General features: G+C 67.4%; 13 protein-coding genes. 6 read left to right on the top strand and 7 right to left on the bottom strand.

Translation table 11 applies throughout. From position 1 onward, the window contains the following. Positions 1-51: 51 nt before the first annotated feature. The gene (locus tag B1A87_RS06235; protein ID WP_078027882.1) at positions 52-726 is read left to right on the top strand and encodes an acVLRF1 family peptidyl-tRNA hydrolase; all 675 of its coding nucleotides are present in this window, start codon (positions 52-54) and stop codon (positions 724-726) included. An 86-nt stretch (positions 727-812) separates the two neighbouring features. On the opposite strand, the gene B1A87_RS06230 is transcribed toward B1A87_RS06235, so the two are convergent. The 5 genes from B1A87_RS06230 to B1A87_RS06210 form a co-directional block, all read right to left on the bottom strand. Beyond that, the gene (locus B1A87_RS06230; protein ID WP_078027883.1) at positions 813-1,136 is read right to left on the bottom strand and encodes a 2Fe-2S iron-sulfur cluster-binding protein; all 324 of its coding nucleotides are present in this window, start codon (positions 1,134-1,136) and stop codon (positions 813-815) included. A 9-nt stretch (positions 1,137-1,145) separates the two neighbouring features. Beyond that, positions 1,146-2,435, bottom strand: a complete 1,290-nt coding sequence (locus tag B1A87_RS06225) for an NAD(P)/FAD-dependent oxidoreductase (RefSeq protein ID WP_078027884.1) — start codon at positions 2,433-2,435, stop codon at positions 1,146-1,148. Then, positions 2,428-3,687, bottom strand: a complete 1,260-nt coding sequence (locus tag B1A87_RS06220) for a cytochrome P450 (RefSeq protein WP_221937550.1) — start codon at positions 3,685-3,687, stop codon at positions 2,428-2,430. The genes B1A87_RS06225 and B1A87_RS06220 overlap by 8 nt, the downstream gene beginning before the upstream one ends. Positions 3,688-3,849: 162 nt before the next feature. Further along, on the bottom strand, positions 3,850-4,617 hold the full coding sequence (locus B1A87_RS06215) for an IclR family transcriptional regulator (protein WP_078027886.1): 768 nt from the start codon (positions 4,615-4,617) through the stop codon (positions 3,850-3,852). 21 nt (positions 4,618-4,638) lie between these two features. Beyond that, on the bottom strand, positions 4,639-6,396 hold the full coding sequence (locus tag B1A87_RS06210; protein WP_078027917.1) for an FAD-dependent oxidoreductase: 1,758 nt from the start codon (positions 6,394-6,396) through the stop codon (positions 4,639-4,641). Positions 6,397-6,543: 147 nt separating this feature from the next. Here B1A87_RS06210 and B1A87_RS06205 point away from each other — a divergent pair, with 147 nt between their 5' ends. The 5 genes from B1A87_RS06205 to B1A87_RS06185 all read left to right on the top strand — a co-directional run bounded on the left by B1A87_RS06205 (position 6,544) and on the right by B1A87_RS06185 (position 11,704). After that, a complete protein-coding gene (locus B1A87_RS06205; RefSeq protein WP_078027887.1) occupies positions 6,544-7,335 on the top strand; it encodes an IclR family transcriptional regulator in 792 nt (263 codons plus the stop codon). Positions 7,336-7,435: 100 nt separating this feature from the next. After that, positions 7,436-8,197 (top strand): SDR family NAD(P)-dependent oxidoreductase, encoded by a 762-nt coding sequence (locus tag B1A87_RS06200; RefSeq protein ID WP_078027888.1) that lies wholly within the window; start codon positions 7,436-7,438, stop codon positions 8,195-8,197. A gap of 88 nt (positions 8,198-8,285) precedes the next feature. Beyond that, complete coding sequence (locus B1A87_RS06195; protein WP_078027889.1) at positions 8,286-9,962, top strand: FAD-dependent oxidoreductase; 1,677 nt, start codon at positions 8,286-8,288, stop codon at positions 9,960-9,962. A gap of 1 nt (position 9,963) precedes the next feature. Further along, the gene (locus B1A87_RS06190) at positions 9,964-10,293 is read left to right on the top strand and encodes a Dabb family protein (protein WP_078027890.1); all 330 of its coding nucleotides are present in this window, start codon (positions 9,964-9,966) and stop codon (positions 10,291-10,293) included. 10 nt (positions 10,294-10,303) lie between these two features. Beyond that, on the top strand, positions 10,304-11,704 hold the full coding sequence (locus B1A87_RS06185; protein ID WP_078027891.1) for an MFS transporter: 1,401 nt from the start codon (positions 10,304-10,306) through the stop codon (positions 11,702-11,704). A 358-nt stretch (positions 11,705-12,062) separates the two neighbouring features. Here the strand turns inward: B1A87_RS06185 and B1A87_RS23655 are convergent, their stop codons facing one another. Both B1A87_RS23655 and B1A87_RS23650 read right to left on the bottom strand, forming a co-directional pair. Then, positions 12,063-12,446, bottom strand: a complete 384-nt coding sequence (locus B1A87_RS23655; RefSeq protein ID WP_260680707.1) for an N-acetyltransferase — start codon at positions 12,444-12,446, stop codon at positions 12,063-12,065. A 212-nt stretch (positions 12,447-12,658) separates the two neighbouring features. Further along, complete coding sequence (locus B1A87_RS23650; protein ID WP_260680706.1) at positions 12,659-12,949, bottom strand: hypothetical protein; 291 nt, start codon at positions 12,947-12,949, stop codon at positions 12,659-12,661. Positions 12,950-13,068: the final 119 nt, after the last annotated feature.

Here is a 13,068-nt window from a genome sequence, read left to right as displayed (position 1 = left end):
ACTCATAGATTCATCGGGCAAAGTCCGGTACCGGGAGCAAGGAAGTCGGCCATGCCACACAGCGGTGCATCAGGCGGCCGTCCTGCCGCCGCCTCGCGGACCGCGTTCATCTCCGGAGAAAGGCTTGCCGGCTGGGTGGATCGCTTCGGCGCCAGCCACGGTGAGATTGAGGTTGAGGACCACGACGACGGCGTGCGGCTGCTTGCGGCCGACGGCGCCACCGCGCTTCTCCGGGCCCCGTGGCCGGACGACGGCCGCCCCGGACGGGGCGCCGGCCTGGTGGCCCGGCTTGCTTCGCTCGCGTCGCAGCCCCGGCGGATCGGGCTGGTGCTCATCCGCCGCGGCGGGTACGGAGTCGCCGTGGCGAGTGAGGGCAGGCTCCTGGCGGCCAAGACCGGTTCGAAGTATGTACAGTCGCGCACGGCGGCCGGCGGCCAGTCGCAGCAAAGGTACGCGCGGCGCCGCGCCAACCACGCCGACGCGATGGTGGAGGCGGTGGCGGAACTCGCCGGGCAGATTTTTGCCGGGCAGGTCATCGAGTACATCGTTCCGGGCGGCGACCGGGGCATGGCCGAGCTGGTGCTCGACGAGCCGCCTCTCAACGCCTATGCCCGGGTGCCGCGCCTGGCCTACCTCGACGTCCCCGATCCCCGGGCGGCGGTGTTGAAGAAGGCAGCCGCGGATGCCTGTGCCGTGCGCGTCACGGTCACGGACCCGCCTGCCTAGCTCCTCCCCGCGCCGCTTCGACGGCTCCCTGCCGGCTCGACGCTTTGCAACATCGGGTGCGCAGGGAACCGTCGAAACGGGGGGAGCTATTCTTCGGGCGCCAAGGTGACGGTGGCTCCGTCGAGATGCCGGCTGAAGCCGAGCTGGCAGGAGAGCCGGGAGCCGCATTCCCGGTAACCCTCCGCTTCGACGAGCAGCTCCAGTTCATCCTCACTTCGCTCGCCGAGGGTGTCGAAGACCTCCTTCTCCACGAACACGTGGCAGGTTGCGCAGGAGGCGGTGCCGCCGCACGAGGCCAGGACCGGAAGGTCGTTGTCACGCAGGGCTTCCATCAGGGTCTGGTCCGGCTCCCATTCGAGGTCGTGGGTGGAGCCTTGCCGGTCGATCACGGTCAGTTTGTTGTTGCTCATGACTGTTCCTTAGATTCGGGCTGCCGTAGGGACAGCGTCTGTGGGGTTGGGGCGGGTGGAAATGGCGTCGGCGAGGGAAACGCTGGGGTCCGCTGCCAGCCTCGGGTCGATCCGCGCTCCCAGGGCGATCAGCTTCCTGGCCGGCCGGAAGTCCGTCAGGCCCGCAATGGTGTCGACGGCGGCCAGGCGGCCGTTCCGGAGGTAGACCACGGAGAACCTCCCGCCCGCGGGTTCGCCGCGCACGATCACGTCGTCGTCCGGGTGGCGCACCCCTGCGGTCTGCAGCCGGACACCGTGCTGGACGGTCCAGAACCATGGGATTTCCGGAACCGCTGCCTGCTGGCCCGTGATGTGGGCCGCCACGCGGTCCGCCTGGGCCTGCGCGTTCTGAATGCACTCCAGGCGCTGGCTGGCGCCGTCGATCGGGCTGGTGAATCGGGTGACGTCCCCGGTGGCGTAAATCGCGGGGTCAGAAGTCCGGCCGTCCCCGTCCACGAGGATGCCGTCCCGGCACTCGAGCCCCGCGTCCGCGGCCAGTTCCTGGTTGGGCAGCACCCCGATTCCGGCCAGAACGACGTCGGCCTGGACGACGGTGCCGTCGGCGGTGACCACGCGTTCGGCCCGCCCGACTCCGTCAATCGCCGTGATCGCTGCGCCGAAGATGAACTGGACACCGTGCCGTTCGTGGAGCTGTTCGAAGTGACGCGATACGGGGGCGGAGGTCACGCGGCTCATCACTCGGTCCTGGAACTCCAGCACCGTGACCTCGCAGCCCTTGGATGCGGCCGCGGCTGCCACTTCAAGTCCGACGTACCCGGCGCCGATGATGGCGACGCGGGCTCCCCGGACCAGCAGCCGCTTGAGCTCGAGGGCGTCGTCCCGGGTTCGCAGCGACTGGACGCCGGCGAGCCCGGCCCCTGGCACCGTGAGGGGCCTGGCCCGCGAGCCCGTAGCGATAACGAGCCGGTGGTAGGCATGACGGCTGCCGTCGGACAGCAGGACAGCCGAACCCTTCCTGTCGATGGACTCCGCGGTGATGCCACTCAGCCGGTCAATGCGCTTGTCCTCGTAGAACTTCTCCTTGCGCAGCACGGCGGACTCATCCGGCGCCCCGTCTTTCAGGAGTTCCTTGGAGAGCGGAGGGCGTTCATAGGGCGTCTCCTTCTGCGCGTCGAGCAGCAGGATGCCGCCCTCCCAGCCCCGGGCGCGGAGTCCCGCGGCGACAGCGACACCGGAGTGCCCGGCGCCGACGACAATCACCGGAGGAGTGGCTTTCCTAGCCGGTTCGCGGTCACGCATCGGACTGCTCCAGCGTCACGTGCAGATGCTCCGGCCCCGAGTTGGTCAGGTTGTTTCCGCGCACGTACTCGATCGGCTTCGTCGGATGCAGGGCCAGTGATCCGAGCTTTTCGGCGAGCAGCTTGACGGTCACCAGGACTTCAAGCCGCGCGAGGGGTGCCCCGAGGCAGCTGTGGACGCCGTGGCCGAAGCCAAGGTGGCCGTCGGTGTTGCGGTCGATGTCGAAGCGCTCGCCGTCGGGGTACTTGCTGCTGTCCCGGTTCGCCGCGGCGGGCAGGAGGCGGACGATGGCGCCGGCCGGAATTGTCACGCCGGAAACCTCCACGTCCTCCGTGGTGATCCGGCTTGCCCGCTGCACCGTTCCGCGGTAGCGGGCCAGTTCCTCGACGAAGAGGCCCGCGTCGTCCGGGTTCCGTCGGATCCGGTCCAGCAGTCCGGGCTGCTCGCTGAAGACGCGGAACGCGTTGGCCAGCAGGATGGTGGTGGTGTCGTGGCCGGCGACGAAGACGAAGGCACAGAGTTCCTTGGCTTCCTTCTCACTGAGCAAGCCGCCCTTCCACATCCGGGCAATGTGGCCGCCGACGGAGTCGCTCTCCTCCCGGTAGAGCCGCTCCATGGCGTCTTTCAGGTAGGCGAAGAACTCGAAGGTGCTCTGTTCGTCGGTGCCGGTGCCCTGGGCATTGCGGGCGAGCCGGCCGAAGTAGCTGAAAGTCTCGTCGGACCAGAATTTCATTTTGTCGAAGTCCTCGGCGGGCACGTCGAGCAAGGCGCTGATGGTGGACATGCTGAGCGGGATGGCGTAGTCGTCCACGGCGTCGCCGCCCCCGGCGGCGAGCATCGGGGCCAGATACTTTTCGGCGTTTTCACGGACCCGGTCCTCGAAGCGGGCAATAGCCTTCGGGATGAAAGCCTGGGCGACGACTTGGCGCAGCCTGGTGTGATTGGGGGCGTCGAAGAGGGTGAGGAAGGTCAGCGGAACCGGGTCCACAACCTGGGAGGAGAAGACTTTCGGGGCCCGCATGGCCCGGCGGACGTCGTCGTACCTGGAGATAAAATAGACATCCGAAACGGGTGAATGGGCCCGAAGCACGGGGGCGTAGTCCCGCATCCATGCATAGTGGGCGTACGGATCGCCCTGCGTTCCGTCATCGACCACCTTGAACGGCGCCATGCCCTCGGGCCAGCTCAGTTCGTGCGAATACGGCGGCAGACCTGTTTCATCTCCCGCGGTCGCCGAGGAAGTTTCTGTCAAAGGGGCAGACATCATTGTCCTTCTTTCCGGATTGCGTCGACGTGATTTACGTCTCAATTCACCTTGCCGACTTCACCGTTTCCGCACCCACAGGACTTCCGTTCATCGGTTGTGAAAGTCCGCCGCCGGACTGGCGACGAAGACGGCACTGCAGGGTGACGGCTAGGGTCGGGGCACCGCGGAGGCCTTCAAAGCCCGTGAAATTCCGTTTGCCGCGGTCAGGAGCGCGGGGACGGTCACCGGAACGGCGGCTTCCTGCCGCGGAACAATCGCGTTGAGCGCGGCAGCGATGGTCTTGCCGGGGCCGAAGACGGGCACGGCGATGCCGGTCCATTCGGTGACGCCGATGCCCGGCAGGGCCACGTAGCCGCGCTGCCTGATTTCGGCCAGGTGCTTCCGGATAAGGGCCGGGTCAACGACGGTCTCGGGCGTCACCGGCGCCAGCGGACCTGATAGCACCTCGTCCTGGAAGCCAGGCGGCGAGAAAGCCAGCAGCACGAGGCCGGACGAGGCGGCGTGAATCGGCATTCTCTGGGCAATATGGGCCGCGTCCAGGCTGGATTTAGGCGAGGACAGACGCTCCACGTAGAGCACCGTGCCGTGGTCCAGCACTGCCAGCGTGGTGTGCTGGTGCACGGCTGCCTGGACGTCGTCCATGAAGGGCAGCGCCAGCTCACGAAGATTCAGCGCACGCGAACCCCGTGCTGCCAGCTCCCACATCCGCATCCCGGAACGCAGGTTCCCGTCCGGCAGCCTCTCGATCAGGCCGTGGAGGACCAGATCGTCCACGAGCCTGTGAGCTGTGGTGAGGGGCAGGCCTGCGCGGCGGGCCAGGCCGGAGAGAGTCATGGTCGGCACGTCCCGGTCGAACGCGGCCATGACCCGCACCACGCGGCTGATGACCGATTCACCCGATGGGGAGTTCGCCATGGACGCCTCCGGCCCGGCGCTCTAGGCTTCCACGGTGGCCGCGCGCCCCACACCCCGGCCGGCCGCGAGTCTGGCGATGTCGCGGCCCGCCCGGTAGCCGAATACGAGGGCCGGCCCAATGTGCGAGCCGTATCCCGGGTAGCCGCCGCCGAAGACGCTTACCGCGGCCGCACCGACGGCAAGGAGGCCCGGGATGGCCGTTCCGTCGGCGGTGACGACTTCGGAGTGCTCGTTGACGCCGACTCCGGCGAAGGTGCCGAGGTCTCCCATCTGGATCTTCGCGGCGTAATACGGACCTTTGCCCACGGGGGCGAGGTTCGGATTCGGCGTGTGCTCCAGATCGCCCCGGAAGTGGTTGTACAGCGTTGAGCCGCGGCCGAACGCCGGATCCTCGCCGCGCTCCGCTGCCGGGTTGAAGTCAGCCACCGTCGCTTCGAGGCCCCCGGCGTCGATGCCGAGGTTTCCTGCCAGCTCCGCGAGGGTGTCCCCCTTGACCAGGTATCCGGTCCTGTAGAAATAGCCGCGGGGCATCGGCCAGGGCTTGGCGTAGCCGATGCCGTATTTGTGCATGGTCTTCGCGTCGCCGATCACGTAGCCAAGCGTCTTGTCCTCGTCCTGGTTGTGTCCGATCATTGCGCCGCCGAAGTCGTGGTAGCTCAGCGCTTCGTTTCCGAAGCGCTTGCCGTGACGGTCGACGGCGATCAGGCCCGGCAGGCCGATCGCCCGGAGGTGCGGAAAGAGTCGCTGCCTGCCATCGAGGTACTTGAACACGGTCACAGGCGCCCACGAACCGACGCTGGACACCGCATCGTCGATGTGCCCGCCGGCGCTGATCGCCAGGATGGCGGCGTCCCCGCCGTGGCCAACTGTCGGCGTGAAGTGATCGTCGCCGTCGGCGTCGTGCGGAAAATACCGCTGCCGCAGTTCCGTGTTGCCCGAGAAACCTCCGGCGGCGAGGATGACGCCGAGCCGCGCCGTCACCGTGGCCGCGTGCTCACCGCCGATCACCGCCCCGGTGATGGTTCCGGCGTCGTCGCTGGTCAGCGAAAGGGCTGGCGACGATTTCCACAGCCGCACGCCCAGGTCGTCGGCGCTCTTCACCATGCGGGTCATCAGGGCGTTCCCGTTGGTACGCAGGACCGGGCGCTTGTACCGGGCGGCGTCAGCCCATGTGCGCAGCAGCTTCTTTGCCACATAGACGAACGAGCTGACCGACTGGTTGACGTGGAAGAACTCGTTGATGTCGGGTCCCACTTGCGGCATGTAGCCGAACACGGTGTAGGAACTCATGTAGGGCTGCATCAGGAGCCGTTTGTCGCCGAGCACCCGCGCGTCAACATCCTGCGGCAGGATGGCACGGCCGGACAGCTTCGCGCCGGGCAGGTCCATCTGGTAGTCCGGGGACTTCTCCGGGTAGGTGAACTTCACCTCGGTTTCGTCCTCGAAAAAGGAGATCGCTTCAGGGACGGTATCCAGGAAGTCCCGAACGCCTGTTTCGTTGAATGTCTCCGGGGCAAGGTTCTTCAGGTACGTCTCCGCGGCCGCCCGGGTATCGCCCTGCGCCATGCCCTGCTTGTTGCCAGGGACCCACGCCCAGCCGGCGGAAATGGCGGTGGTCCCGCCGAAGTACTGTTCCTTTTCCGCAACGATCACGGTCAGTCCCTGCGAAGCGGCTTTCAGGGCTGCCGCCATCCCGGCGACGCCGGAGCCGATGACGAGCACATCACAGACAGTCGTGTTCGTTGTTCCTGTGGTGCTAGCGGTACTTGTCTTTCCCATGGTTCCTGCCTTGCTCATGATTGTTGCTCCGTTCAGTCGGCCGCCCGCATCCTCGCGGCGGCCGGGTGAGGCTAGACCCAAGTAGACGCGGCGACAACGGCGCCCGGGAGGAGGATTACCATTGAGCGGGAATCCTGAGGAGGAAGCGTGGCCAATTCCGCATCGGGCGAGTCGATCATCGGCCGCTTCGTGAAGATCGTGAGCGCGTTCGACGACCGCCACACCTCCATGAGCGTCGCCGAGCTGGGGCGCCGGACCGGGCTGCCCGTGACCACCACCTACCGGCTGGTCAACGATCTGCTGCGCGAACGGCTCCTCGAACGCGAACCCGGCGGCGACATCCACATCGGCACGCGGATGTGGGAACTCGTTTCCCGCGGGTCCAAGATGCTGGGACTGCGGGAGGCCGCCCTGCCGTTCATGGAGGACGTCCAGGCAGTGGTGCAGCACTCCACCACCCTGGGCATCCTTGATTCGGACGAGGTCCTGTATATCGAGCGGCTGGGCTCCGACAAAACCATCGTCGACATCACCAAGATCGCAGGCAGGCTGCCCGTGCACGCGACATCCTCCGGCTTGGTCCTGCTGGCCCACTCCCCCGCTGCCTATCAGGACACCTTCCTGGCCCGGCCCCTGACGAAGTTCACCGAAACCACCTTGACCGATCCGGCGGTTCTCCGTCGGCACCTGGCCGAAATCCGGCAGCGCGGCTTCGCTGCCATGCCGGGAGTGATCGTGCCCGAGTCCAGCGGCATCGCCGTCCCCGTCTTCGGACCCGACAACACCGTCCGCGCCGCACTGAGCGTCGTGGTTCCCCGGAACGAGGAGAACGCTGCCGCCCGGGTGCCAGTCCTGATGGCCGCAGCGCGGGGCATTTCCCGGGCGCTCGGCTGGCGTGGCGAGCTGAAGGGAACGCTGCGCCAGAGCCACGGAAAGTAAGGTTTTCCGTTCATCGGCAATCGTGTGGTTCCTGTCACAGCTCCCCTGCCAGTCTGGCTAGGACGCAGCGAAGAGGCTGCAGGAGCACGAGGAGCACCCCATGAATCCCATACTTAACCGCGTGGCCGGAAAGACCGCCATTGTCACCGGAGGCCGCGGCGACCTGGGCGGCGCCACCGCCGCCCTCCTGGCTGAACACGGCGCAACCGTTGCCAGCCTGGACGTTGCCGGCATCCCCGCTGCCGCGGCCCACGCAAACATCTGCGAGTACGACGTCGATGTCACCAGCGAGGCCAGCGTCGCCGACGCCGTCCGCCGGGTCCGCGACGAACTGGGCACGCCGGACATCCTGGTGAACGCCGCGGGAATCATCGGCCCCGCCGGCGCCTCGCACACGGCGACCGTTACGGACTTCGACACGATCTTCAACGTCAACGTCAAGGGCGTCTGGCTGATGACCAAGCACGTGGTCCCCGGCATGATCGAAAAGGGCGCCGGCAGCATCGTCAACTTCTCCTCCATCCATGGCATCACCGGCGGCAGGAATGTTCCGCTCTATCACGCCACCAAAGGCGCCGTCCGGCTGCTCAGCAAGTCGGACGCGGCGGCCTACGGAAACTACGGCATCCGCGTGAACTCCATCCACCCCGGATCCATGGACACCCGGATGAGCCGCCGCTCGGCCGAGCAGTCCGATATCGGCGCCGAGGCCTACTACAAGCAGCTGGTCGGCTCCAACCCTCTGCCCCGCCAGGGCCAGCCGGCCGAGATCGCCTACGGCGTGCTGTACCTGGCCTCGGACGAATCGCGCTTCACCACGGGATCCGAGCTCGTGATCGACGGCGGCTACACCGCCGTCTAACCGGTCCCGCCGCCTTCGGCCGCGGCAGCCCCAGCGGCCGCCGCGCCGGAGATTCTGCGCAATCACTCTCCCCCCGAAAGGCACCACCATGAAATTCGTAAACGGAACCGCCTCCGAGAGCTACGACGTCGTCGTCGTCGGTTCCGGCGCCGGCGCCCTCACCGCGGCGGCCACCGCCGCCCGGGCCGGCAAGTCCGTCGTCGTCCTCGAAAAAAGCGACCTGCTGGGCGGCACGTCCGCCGTCTCCGGCGGCATGCTCTGGGTGGCGGACAACCACCACGCCCGCAAGGCCGGCATCACCGATTCCAAGGAGGCGGCCGCCAGGTATGTGCGCGCGGTGGCCCGCGGACGAGGCCGCGAGGAACTGCTCGACGCGGCACTGAACTACGGCGACCGCATGCTCCGGTTCGTGGAGGAGGAATGCGGCGTCCGCTTCATCTTCCTGGACAACTTCCCCGACTACCGGCAGGACCTGCCCGGCGCCCTGGAGGGCGGCCGCACAGTGGAGCCCGAACTGTTCAACAGCAAGGACGCCCTGGGCGGGCTCAGGGCGCACGTCCGCAGCGACGGCCGGGCGCCCTTCACCATGCAGGAGTACGAAAACTGGGGAGCGTTCACCAAGTTCCCGTGGGACGAACTGGCCGGCCGCCAGGACGACGGGCTCGTGGCCAAGGGGCAGGCCCTCGTCTCGATGCTGCTGGCAAGCCTGGTCCGCGATGGTGCCGCGCTCGTCACCGGTGCGCGGGGGCACCGGCTGCTGACCGACGGCGGCCGGGTGACCGGCGTCGAACTGGAATCCGGCGAAGCCTTCCGGGCGAACGACGGCGTGGTGCTGGCCACCGGAGGCTTCGAGTGGGACAAGGCTCTGGCCGACTCGATGCTTGCTTCGCGGCTGTACACGATGTGCTCGCCGCCCTCGAACACCGGAGACGGGCTGCGGATGTCGCAGCGCATCGGCGGGCAGACCCGCGGCACCCGCGAAGCCTGGTGGGCACCGATGTCCGTCACCGGCGACACCCGCGACGGGCAGCCTGTGGGCACCCTGCTCCGATTCGAACGCCAGGGCCCGGGATCGATCATGGTGAACCGCCACGGCCGCCGGTTCGCCAACGAGTCGCAGAACTACAACGATCTCGCCCGCAGCCTGCAGTCCTGGGACTCTGCCGCGAACCGGACCCTCAACACCCCGGCCCACGTGATTGTGGACCACGGCTACCTGGAGCGCTACGGCATCCTGGCGCACCGCGCCGGCCAGCCCACGCCGGGCTATCTGACCGAGGCCGCGACCCTTGAGGAACTGGCCGCGAAGATCAACGTACCGGCGGAAAATCTCACCGCGACCGTGGCCCGGTTCAACGAGTACGCGGTCAAGGGCCAGGATCCCGACTTCGGCCGCGGCGAAAGTGCCTATGACAAGTACTGGGGCGACGACGACACCCCGTGGCCGAACCCGTCGCTCGGCCCGCTCCGGTCCGGACCGTTCTACGCGCTGGAAGTGGTCAACGGCGCGTTCGGCACCAACGGCGGCGTGGCAACCGACGGGCTGGCCCGGGTGCTCGACGTCGACAACCAGCCCATCCCCGGCCTGTTCGCCGCCGGCAACACCACGGAAAACGCCTACGCCGCAGGCTACCCGGGCGCCGGCGCCACCCTGGGCCCGATCATGACCATGGGCTACCTCGCCGGACGCACCATCGCCGGCCAGTCACCGGAGTACGACTCAGCCGAACAGGCTGAGCAAACCAAGGAACTGGTGGGTGCCTGAGATGATCCGCCACACTGTGCTCTTCAAGTTCAAGCCGGGCTTCCCGCCCGCCGATAAGCAGGCCTGGATTGACGGCCTCAACAACATGACCGGCAAAATCCCCGGCATGCTCAGCCTCAGCCACGGAGCGGACATCCTCAGCACCGACCGCTCCTTCGACTACGCCATTGTGGCCGACTTCGAAACGGTCGAGGACATCGACGCGTACAACACCCACCCGCTCCACGAGCCGCTGAAGGCGTACTCGTTCCCCAACAGCCAGCAGATCCTCTCCGTGGACTTCCACCTCGGGGACACCTCTGCGGCCACCACTAAGACAACGCAGTCTTAAGGAGATTCCCATGCATACCGGACCCTCAACGCAGGCAGCCCCCCAGCCGGCCCCCCGGAAAACGCCGGGCAAGGCTGCCCTGGCATCCTTCCTCGGCAGCACGCTGGAGTACTACGACTTCTTCATCTACGGAACAGCCGCCGCCCTGGTATTTCCGCACCTGTTCTTCCCCTCCGCGGACCCCGCCATCGGCCTGATCGGCGCCTTCGCCACGTTCGGCGTCGCCTACGTGGCCCGGCCGGTCGGCGGCCTGGTCATGGGCCACTTCGGCGACAAGCTGGGACGGAAGAAGATCCTGCTGCTGACCTTGGGCATCATGGGCCTGGCATCGCTGGGCATCGGGTTCCTGCCCACCTACGAGCAGCTCGGCGTCTGGGCGCCCATCCTCCTGGTGGCCGGCCGGCTGGCACAGGGATTCTCGGCGGGCGCAGAGTCGGCAGGAGCCTCCGCCCTCACGCTGGAACACTCGCCTGAGGGCAAGCGGGGCTTCTTCACCAGCTTCGTGATGACGGGCTATGCCTCCGGCATGGTGCTGGCCACCCTCGTGTTCATCCCCGTCACCGCCCTGCCCCAGGAAGCGATGATGAGCTGGGGCTGGCGCATCCCGTTCTGGCTTTCCATCGTGGTCCTGGCCATCGCTTACTGGGTCCGGACGCACCTGGACGAAACACCGGTCTTCGAGGAGGCCCAGGAGTACAAACAGGTCACCCCGATGCCCATCAAGGAAGTGCTCCGGTTCCAGGCTCCGGACGTGCTGCGTGTCGTGGGCATGTCCATCATGTCCGTGATGCAGACCATTTTCACGGTTTTCGGTCTGGCGTACGCCACTTCCACCGCGGGATTCGACCGGGCGTCCATCCTGACCGTAAACGCCGTGGCCATCGGCCTGTCCATGTTCGCCATGCCGCTCGCGGCGAAACTCGCGGACCGGATCGGCCGCCGGCCTGTGCTGCTGACCGCCGCGATCGGCTGCTCAGTCACGATCTTCCTGTACTTCCTTGCGCTTTCCTCCGGCAATATCGTCTTGGTCTTCCTGGCGGCCTTCCTGAACATGACCGTGTTGTACTCGGGCTTCAACGGCATCTGGCCGGCGTTCTTTGCCGAGCAGTTCGCCGCCCCGGTGCGCTATACCGGCATGGCCATGGGCAACCAGCTGGGGCTGGTCCTCGCCGGCTTCGCGCCGATGATTGCCGGCATGCTGCTGGCCCCGGGAGTCGCGGGCTGGGTGCCGGTGGCCGTGTTCGGCACGGTCTGCATGCTCATTGCTGCAGGGTCCGCGTTCTACTCCCGGGAAACGTACAGGACGCCGATCCAGGAGCTTGGGGCACCCTACCTGGGGGGAACCGCACGGCGCCGGAAGGCACTCGACGAACAGCGACTGGCCCAGCAGCCGGCCGTCCGGATTCCCTAAGCCCCGCTCCCAATAGCCTGCGACGAGGAAGGAATGCACATGCGCCGACGCATCAGGCCGCGAATCTTCGGCCCGCGGAGCAAGTACGCCAGCCACAGGCCGGTTGAGGCATCGGGGATGTTTCCCGGCCGGCGGCCATGGCCCCAGTCCGGCCGGGCGGTATCCGAAGAGACGCCCGCGGGAACCGCCCAACAGGCCGACGGCGGCGAACTTACGGCGTCGCCCTGGATCGGCCTTTACTACAGGAGTGAGTGGTCCTAGCTCCTCCCCCCGCGCCGTTTCGACGGTTCCCTGTCGGACCGATGCTTTGCAGCGTCGAGTGCGCACGGAACCGTCGAAACGGCGGACGCAGGTTCGCTCAGCAGCCAGAGCCCGCCCTCTTCAGCGGAGCCTGCCGGTAGACGTAACGGGCGGCCTCGCGGAACCCTGCGCGCGTGTAGAGCTCCCGTGCGGGGGCGTTGGATGCCATGACGAGCAGCCAGTAGCCGGCCAGCCCCTGCGCCGAGCCTTCGTCCAGCAGCGCACGGACCACCCGGCCGGCGTGCCCCTGCCGCCGGGCATCGGGGCGCGTCGTCATGCAGTACAGTCCGCCCCACCCGTCGGGCCCGCCGGGAGGAACCGCAAGGCGTCCGACGGCGGCCGGCCGGCCGCCGTCGTCCCTCACCATCGCGTACAGCGACGGGCAGGCGGTCAGGATCCCCAACGCAATGGCCAGCTGATCCGCGCCGCCGCGGCCGTCCACCGACCACCACAGCTCGGCCCACTCAGCCGAGGGCCGCCGAGAGATTTCCGCGGCGGGATACCCTAAACCCGAATGCACTGGGGCGTCTGAATAACCAGACCTGCCGTTGCCGGGCATGGCCATGATTAGCGTTTCGGACTGACTGGAGAAGCCCTGCCGGTCAAGCAGCGCATCCAAGGGGTCTGCGGGGCCACGGGCGAACATCTGGTAGATCACCGGAAGCCGTCGGTCCCGGTACCAGGCCGCCGCGTTCCGCGCGGCGGCCACGGGATCCGCACCCGCGGCACGGGGCCATACGGACTACGCCCTGTCTCATATACACATCTAGATGTGTATAACCAGACGGAGTTCGCCCGCTGCGTGACGCCTAGATGTGTATAAGAGACAGGCGTGACGCCGTCGGCGGCGCGAAGCACCCACTCCCCTGTGTCGTGGCGGTCAGGGGCGGGCCACGCGGCGTCCATCAGCTCTTCCAGCCGCGGCAGCGAAATCAGGTCCGGCATGGCTTCCTTTGTATCAGCCGACTGTGTCAGGGGACGCCAACGGCTCCCCGGGATTCCGGGGAGCCGTTGATACCGCAGCTGCGGCGGCCCCGAAGGGGCGCTAAACCAAGACGCTTGCT

The sequence above is a fragment of the Arthrobacter sp. KBS0703 genome (assembly GCF_002008315.2).
Lineage (GTDB): Bacteria > Actinomycetota > Actinomycetes > Actinomycetales > Micrococcaceae > Arthrobacter.
This window is presented reverse-complemented; position numbering and strand designations above follow the sequence as displayed.

Coding starts and splice junctions, on each gene's coding strand:
- B1A87_RS06225 (WP_078027884.1), bottom strand. CDS start 2,435: ATGCGTGACCGCGAACCGGCTAGGAAAGCCACTCCTCCGGTGATTGTC.
- B1A87_RS06235 (WP_078027882.1), top strand. CDS start 52: ATGCCACACAGCGGTGCATCAGGCGGCCGTCCTGCCGCCGCCTCGCGG.
- B1A87_RS06200 (WP_078027888.1), top strand. CDS start 7,436: ATGAATCCCATACTTAACCGCGTGGCCGGAAAGACCGCCATTGTCACC.
- B1A87_RS06185 (WP_078027891.1), top strand. CDS start 10,304: ATGCATACCGGACCCTCAACGCAGGCAGCCCCCCAGCCGGCCCCCCGG.
- B1A87_RS06190 (WP_078027890.1), top strand. CDS start 9,964: ATGATCCGCCACACTGTGCTCTTCAAGTTCAAGCCGGGCTTCCCGCCC.
- B1A87_RS06195 (WP_078027889.1), top strand. CDS start 8,286: ATGAAATTCGTAAACGGAACCGCCTCCGAGAGCTACGACGTCGTCGTC.
- B1A87_RS06230 (WP_078027883.1), bottom strand. CDS start 1,136: ATGAGCAACAACAAACTGACCGTGATCGACCGGCAAGGCTCCACCCAC.
- B1A87_RS06210 (WP_078027917.1), bottom strand. CDS start 6,396: ATGGGAAAGACAAGTACCGCTAGCACCACAGGAACAACGAACACGACT.
- B1A87_RS06215 (WP_078027886.1), bottom strand. CDS start 4,617: ATGGCGAACTCCCCATCGGGTGAATCGGTCATCAGCCGCGTGGTGCGG.
- B1A87_RS23650 (WP_260680706.1), bottom strand. CDS start 12,949: ATGCCGGACCTGATTTCGCTGCCGCGGCTGGAAGAGCTGATGGACGCC.